Source organism: Streptomyces sp. 4F14 (assembly GCF_048159485.1).
In the GTDB taxonomy this organism is placed as follows: Bacteria; Actinomycetota; Actinomycetes; order Streptomycetales; family Streptomycetaceae; genus Streptomyces.
On sequence record NZ_JBLRVY010000368.1, the window covers coordinates 1 to 322 of the forward strand.

The 322-nt window shown below is 68.0% G+C and carries 1 pseudogene; it reads right to left on the bottom strand.

The window, feature by feature from the left end:
* Positions 1-321: pseudogene (locus tag ACLZOT_RS51150) on the bottom strand (ATP-dependent RecD-like DNA helicase); the annotation flags it as partial.
* Position 322: the final 1 nt, after the last annotated feature.

A 322-nucleotide genomic window follows, 5' to 3' on the forward strand; every position in this document is an offset into this window, starting at 1 on the left:
CTCCTCCTCGATGATCGTGAGGGTGTCAAGCCCGAAGTGCTGGGTGATCCGGTCGGCGAAGACCGGGCCGATGCCCTTGACCAGGCCGGAGCCGAGGTAGCGGCGGATGCCCTGGACGGTGGCCGGCAGGACGGTCGTGTAGTTCTCCACGGTGAACTGCTTGCCGTACTGCGGGTGGGACCCCCAACGCCCCTCCATCCGCAGCGACTCGCCGACCTGGGCCCCGAGCAGCGCCCCGACGACCGTGAGCAGATCGCCGCCGCCTCTTCCGGTGTCCACTCGGGCGACCGTGTAGCCGTTCTCCTCATTTGCGTAGGTGATC